Below are 6,000 nucleotides of genomic sequence, written 5' to 3'. Positions count from 1 at the left end.
ACCCTTGACCCCGCCGTCCGCCCCGGAAAGACAAGGACTGTCGGGAAGCCCCCGGGGGGAGGGCCGGCATGGGGGACGTGTCCCAGATGCGGCCACGCGAGGGTGGCGGGCCAGCGGCTGTCGCCCGACCGGCCGCCCTGTCGGGCGGAGAGCTCCGTTTCCTCGAAGCCCCAGCCTGTTTGGCCCGGCGGAGCCCCGGGCGCCTCAAATCGCTACGCGCTCCGCCTGGTTTAGCGTCTCCGGACCGCCTGTGGCCGGACATAGGCCGCCATCGGCCACTACGCCCCCGGTTGTTTGGCGGCAGACGGACCGGCCGTGGTCGGACATAAGCCGCCATCGGCCCGTTTGGGGCAGTGGGAAGTCGAAAACACGGCGAAATGGAGCTCAGAGCAGGAGAGGCGGCCATCACGGCCTGAAGACCCTTCCATCCTGCCTGGATTGCCCCGATATGCGCCCCTGATTGGGGTCACGAGACGGCCGGTGGCCGCCGAGATGACAGGAGCGAGCAGCGATCGGCGGCGGCCTATGCCCGGCCGCGGCCGGTCCGTCTGTCGCCTGACCACCGGAAGGCGTGGTGGTCGGTGGCGGCCTATGTCCGGCCACAGGCGGTCCGTCTGACGCCTGACGGCAGAAGCGTGTAGCGATCGGTGGCGGCCTATGTCCGGCCACGGCCGGTCCGGAGACGCTAAACCGGCCGGAGCGCGCAGCGATCGTTGGCGGCCCATGGTCTGGCCTTGCCAAATGGGCGCGGGCTTCGAGGAAATGGAGCTCTCCGCCCGGCAGGGCGGCTGGCCGGGCGGAGCCGCTGCTCAGCCCCTTGTGCATGGCCGCATCTGGGCACCTGCCCCCATGCCATCCCCCCGGGGGCCGCCCGACAGTCCTTGTCTTTCCGGGGCCGGCCGGTCGGTCAAGGGTGGAGCGAAGCGGAATCGCGTAGCGACGCGACGAAGGAGCGCCCTTGAGGGACCGGACGGACACGGAAGGACAGTGAGGACTGACGGGCAGCCCCCGGGCACCACCCTGATTCCGCCCGACCGTTACTCGGCCCCCGAAGCCCAGCCGGTGAAATCAGTCCAGCTCGTGGGTGCCACCGCCAGCATGGGGCCGGCCGGGTTCTTGGAGTCCCGGACGTGGATGACCGTGGCGCAGGCCGCCACCTCCACGCACTCGCCGCCCTCACCACTGCTGTAGCTGGACTTCCGCCAGGCGAAGGCGACTTCAAGGCACTGGCCGCCCTCGCCACTGCTGTAGCTGCTCTTGAACCAGGCCGGATCCGTGGTGTTCATCGCTCTCCCAGCATCTTTTCGACCAGCGCCAGGGACTCCTGTGGAGTGAGTGCCTGTGCGCGGATGATCCCATAGCGTTCGCTGTAGATGCGGACCGCTTCCGGGTCGGTGATCAGGTTGGCGTGACCATAAGTCTCGGTGTAAGCCACCTCCTGGCGACCTTTGGGGCGAAGCAGGGTGAAGGAGCTGTCGAGGCTTGGGTGTTCCTCCCGGGACATCGGCATGACCTGAAGGTGGACGGTGCGGCGGCTGCCCACGGACAGGATCCGGCGGAGTTGCTCCCGGTGGATCTCGGCTCCGCCGATGGGACGGTGCAGGATCGCCTCTTCCAGGACGAAGCTGAAGGTGGGAGCAGGCCAGCGGTCCAGGATCACCTGTCGGGAGAGCCTGTCCGCCACTCGCTTCTCGATCGTCTGCTCGTCCAGGACCGGCCTGCGGTGCTGGAAGACCGCGCGTGCGTAGCCCTCCGTCTGAAGGAGGCCGGGCACGGCCTGGACGCTGTAATAGTGCAGCGCCTGCGAGTTCGCCTCCGCCGTCGCGAAATGGCGGAACCAGTCCGGATGCCGCGTACGCGCCCGCTTCAGCGCCTCCCGTACGTCCGGGATTGCCGCCAGCAGGACGCCCCGTGCCCCCAGCACTCCGTCCGCGCGTTCCAGTAGGTCCGGTTGTGGGGTGCGGACGCCGCGTTCGATCGAGGAGATCAGGTCCTCGCCCACGTGCAGGCGGGCGGCCAGCTCCTTCTGGTGGAGGCCTGCGGCCTCCCGCAGCGCCTTGATCTGTCTGCCCAGCGCGCGGAACAGGTGGGCCGTGCCGTCCGTCTCGACCGGGTGCTCGGGGCGCTGCTCGCGATCCGAGAGGTCGTGAGGGTCGAGGTAAGGGTCGTGCTGGTTGTTCATCGGATGAACCGCCCCCGTCCGTACGGGCCGTACACGGAGAGACCGGCGCTCCTACGGCTCACCGCCGTCGCGCCGCTGCTCCTGGCAAGCCTACGGCGGAACGGACACGCTCGGTGAGGTGACCACCGAAATCAGTTACCACGCGTCCGGATTCCGTCAGCGGTTCAGCGCCACCCGGCGAGGAGCCCGGCTGGCCCGGCGGCTCGCGCAGGCGCAGCTGGAGTTGTGGGGGGTTCCGTACGGCAGCGGGCTGTCCGAGGACGTGGGGCTCGTCGTCGGGGAGCTCGCCGCCAACGCCGTGCTGCACGGGCGGGTGCCGGGCCGGGACTTCGAGCTGCTGCTCGCGTACGACGGCGACGGCGGCGGGAAGAGCGTCCGGGTCGAAGTCGTGGACGCGCGGGGCGACCGGCTGCCGCCGGCCGAGCCGGGGCCCGTCGACCCCTGGTCGGCGGAGTGCGGGCACGGGCTGCTGCTCGTACGGGCCTTGGCGCGCGCCTGGGGCGTCAGCCCCCGCCCGCCCGGCAAGGCGGTGTGGGCGGAGGTTGAAGCGTGACATTGTCACAAAGGCAAGGGGGGACGGCGAGTCGGATCCGGATACCTGATAAACAGTGGATATTCACAGCTCGTCTTGGGGGGATCGCCGCACTGTGAAACCTCTTCACCGACACCTCGTCAGCACCTCGCGCAAAGTGCTCTGCACCGCCGCGCTCGCCGCCAGCCTGACCACCGCGGCCGTGGTGACGACCACTCCTACCGCCGATGCCGGGGAGTCCGAGCCGACCCCGGACAGCCCCCAGGCGAACGACCGGGGCAACGCCCGCCTGGACCTTCCCGATCTGGTGGCCAACCCGCCGACGCAGGGCACCGGCGCGGGCCCGGGGCCCGGGACCGCCGAGGGGGCCTCCGGCATACCCGCGACCGCCCTGGAGGCGTACCGGCGCTCCGAGGCGGCGGTGGCCGCCGCGCTTCCCAAGTGCAAGCTGCCCTGGCAGCTGCTGGCCGGCATAGGCCGGGTCGAGTCGGTCCACGCCTCCGGGTACGGGCTCAAGGCGGACGGGTACACCGAGAAGCCGATCCGCGGCCCCCGGCTCGACGGCAATGGCTTCGCCGAGATCCGCGACACCGACAAGGGCGAGTGGGACGGCGACAACATCTACGACCGGGCGATCGGCCCGATGCAGTTCATCCCGTCCACCTGGGCGCGGTGGGGGGCGGACGGGTCCGGCGACGGCAAGCGCGACCCGAACAACATCTACGACGCGGCGCTCGGCGCCGGGCTGTACCTGTGCGCCGGTGACCGGAACCTGAGCGATCCGGCCCAGCTCGACAAGGCGATCCTCAGCTACAACAACTCGCGCGAGTACGTGAACACCGTCACCGGCTGGATGCGGCAGTACCAGGGCGGAGCCACCGGCGTGCCGAACCCGCCCGCCGGCAACTACCCGACCCAGCCGCCGACCCAGCCGATCCCGACGCCGGTGACGCCGGCCCCGCCCATCACCCCGGCGCCGGTCACCCCGCCCGCCAAGCCCACGCCCACGCCGAAGCCCAAGCCGCCGGTCAAGCCGACCAACCCGCCGACCAAGCCGCCGGTCAAGCCGACTCCGCCGCCGGCCACGGTCTCCGGGCTGGAGGTCGTCGGCGAGCGCGCCCTGACCTTCGAGCCGGGGCAGACCGTCGAGCAGAGCTCGAAGGTCAAGGCGGTGCTGGGCAACGGCAAGCCGGCCGCCCGGGAGGTCGTGGTCTTCGAGATCGAGGACGACACCACCGCGGGCACCGTCTTCGCGGACAACAAGTCCAAGAAGCACCAGGTCGTGAAGACCGATGCGCAGGGCCTCGCGGCCATCCCGCGGATCAAGGTGGCCGACGACGCCAAGGGCGGCACCTTCACCGTGCGGGCCACCCTCTACGGGACCCGCGCCTTCACCCAGAAGTTCGAGGCCAAGGTCACCCCGAAGCCGGTCGCGGACAAGATCACCCGTACGGATGACAAGGCGCTGAAGGTGATTGCCGGCGCCAGCTTCACTCCGCAGGAGCTGCTGGTCACGGGGGCGGACGGGAAGCCGTTCGCCGGGGTCGCCCTGAAGGCCGCCATGATCGAGAAGAACGAGCAGGGCGAGTGGGTCCCGGTCGCGGCCGACGACACCACCGGCCCGTTCTTCAAGGACAAGGACGGCAAGCCGGTCCGCGCCCTGGAGCTGCCCGCCACGGACAAGAACGGCAAGGTCACCCTGCCGTGGATCTACACGGTCGGGATCGAGCCGGGCACGTATCACCTGCGCCTGGCCACCCCGGAGGGCGTGGAGCTCATCCTCGACCTGGTCGTGGAGAAGGCCCCGGAGACCCCGACTCCGAAGGGCTGAAACGTACGTACGGGCCGTGAGCAGTGCTCACGGCCCGTACGTGTGCTCACCGCCGCCGAGCACACAAAGGCAGGAGCCCTGCCTCCTCCGTTCCCACGGAAGAGGCAGGGCTCCTTAGGTACTGCTATCCAACCGCGATCCGGTTGGCCCAGGCGATTAAGCCGGGGTGACGTTCTCCGCCTGCGGGCCCTTCGGGCCCTGCGTGACGTCGAAGTTCACCATCTGGTTCTCCTCGAGGGAGCGGAAGCCAGAGGCGTTGATCGCGGAGTAGTGGACGAAGACATCCGGGCCGCCGCCGTCCTGGGCGATGAAGCCGAAGCCCTTTTCAGCGTTGAACCACTTCACGGTTCCGGTAGCCATGAGCCCTCCTATGGGCCAAAGGGTCGCCCTGCTCCAGAACCTGCTAAGAAGTCTGAAAACTACAAAAGCCTGCGGGTTACATGCTCCGCAGGCTTCGTACTGCAAGGGAAACCAAACTGCAACTTGCGTCGAGCCTAGCACGCAGAGTCCCGGGGAGACCAGAGGGAAAGATCACGTCACCCGGACGTTTGAGACCCTCGAAGAGGCTGACGGTGTCGCGCGGGCTAGTCTCGCGATGTGGACCCCTATCGCAGCCGGCCCCGGGTCGGTCACATTCAGTTCCTGAACTGCCTGCCCCTCTACTGGGGGCTGGCCCGCACCGGCACTCTGCTGGATCTGGAGCTGACGAAGGACACCCCCGAGAAGCTGAGCCAGCGGCTGGTGGAGGGGGAGCTGGACATGGGTCCCATCACCCTGGTGGAGTTCCTCCGGAACGCGGACAAGCTGGTGGCCTTCCCCGATCTCGCGGTCGGCTGCGACGGCCCGGTCATGTCCTGCGTGATCGTTTCCCAGGTGCCCCTGGAGCAGCTCGACGGGGCCCGGGTGGCCCTCGGCTCCACCTCCCGTACGTCCGTACGACTGGCCCAGCTGCTGCTCGCCGAGCAGTACGGCGTACAGCCCGAGTACTACACCTGCCCCCCCGACCTGGGGGTGATGATGCAGGAGGCCGAGGCCGCCGTGCTGATCGGCGACGCGGCCCTGCGGGCCTCCCTGCACGATGCGCCGCGGCTCGGGCTCGCCGTGCACGACCTGGGGCTGATGTGGAAGGAATGGACCGGACTGCCGTTCGTCTTCGCCGTCTGGGCCGCCCGCCGGGACTATCTGGAGCGGGAACCGCACGTGGTGCGGAGCGTGCACGAGGCCTTCCTCGCCTCCCGTGACCTCTCCCTCGAGGAGGTTGCCAAGGTGGCCGAACAGGCGGCCCGCTGGGAGGCATTCGACGCCGGGCTGCTGGAGCGGTACTTCACCACGCTCGACTTCCGCTTCGGCGCCGACCAACTGGCCGGCGTACGGGAATTCGCCCGCCGTACCGGCCCGACCACCGGGTTCCCGGCGGACGTGAAGGTGGAGTTGCTCGTTCCCTAGCCTGGCGGT

At 69.5% G+C, this 6,000-nt stretch carries 6 protein-coding genes; 3 read left to right on the top strand and 3 right to left on the bottom strand.

From position 1 onward, the window contains the following. Positions 1-1,037: 1,037 nt before the first annotated feature. A complete protein-coding gene (locus ABT123_RS28710; protein ID WP_351319889.1) occupies positions 1,038-1,286 on the bottom strand; it encodes a DUF397 domain-containing protein in 249 nt (82 codons plus the stop codon). After that, a complete protein-coding gene (locus tag ABT123_RS28705; RefSeq protein WP_351319887.1) occupies positions 1,283-2,182 on the bottom strand; it encodes a helix-turn-helix domain-containing protein in 900 nt (299 codons plus the stop codon). Before ABT123_RS28705 ends, ABT123_RS28710 begins: the two co-directional genes overlap by 4 nt. A gap of 118 nt (positions 2,183-2,300) precedes the next feature. On the opposite strand from ABT123_RS28705, the gene ABT123_RS28700 reads away from it, so the two are divergent. Continuing rightward, positions 2,301-2,735 carry an ATP-binding protein gene (locus tag ABT123_RS28700; RefSeq protein WP_351319885.1) on the top strand — a complete coding sequence of 145 codons (435 nt, stop codon included), beginning with the start codon at positions 2,301-2,303 and terminating at the stop codon, positions 2,733-2,735. Between the two features lie 94 nt (positions 2,736-2,829). Further along, positions 2,830-4,545 (top strand): lytic transglycosylase domain-containing protein, encoded by a 1,716-nt coding sequence (locus ABT123_RS28695; RefSeq protein ID WP_351319883.1) that lies wholly within the window; start codon positions 2,830-2,832, stop codon positions 4,543-4,545. Between the two features lie 156 nt (positions 4,546-4,701). On the opposite strand, the gene ABT123_RS28690 is transcribed toward ABT123_RS28695, so the two are convergent. After that, positions 4,702-4,905: a cold-shock protein gene (locus ABT123_RS28690; protein WP_030162033.1), complete on the bottom strand. Its 204-nt coding sequence runs from the start codon at positions 4,903-4,905 to the stop codon at positions 4,702-4,704. A gap of 237 nt (positions 4,906-5,142) precedes the next feature. On the opposite strand from ABT123_RS28690, the gene ABT123_RS28685 reads away from it, so the two are divergent. Continuing rightward, the gene (locus ABT123_RS28685; RefSeq protein WP_351319881.1) at positions 5,143-5,991 is read left to right on the top strand and encodes a menaquinone biosynthetic enzyme MqnA/MqnD family protein; all 849 of its coding nucleotides are present in this window, start codon (positions 5,143-5,145) and stop codon (positions 5,989-5,991) included. Positions 5,992-6,000 lie beyond the last annotated feature (9 nt).

Source organism: Streptomyces sp. NPDC002054 (genome assembly GCF_040296685.1).
Lineage (GTDB): Bacteria > Actinomycetota > Actinomycetes > Streptomycetales > Streptomycetaceae > Streptomyces.
The sequence above is the reverse complement of the archived record's forward strand: the minus strand, read 5'-3'. Positions and strand labels throughout refer to the sequence as shown.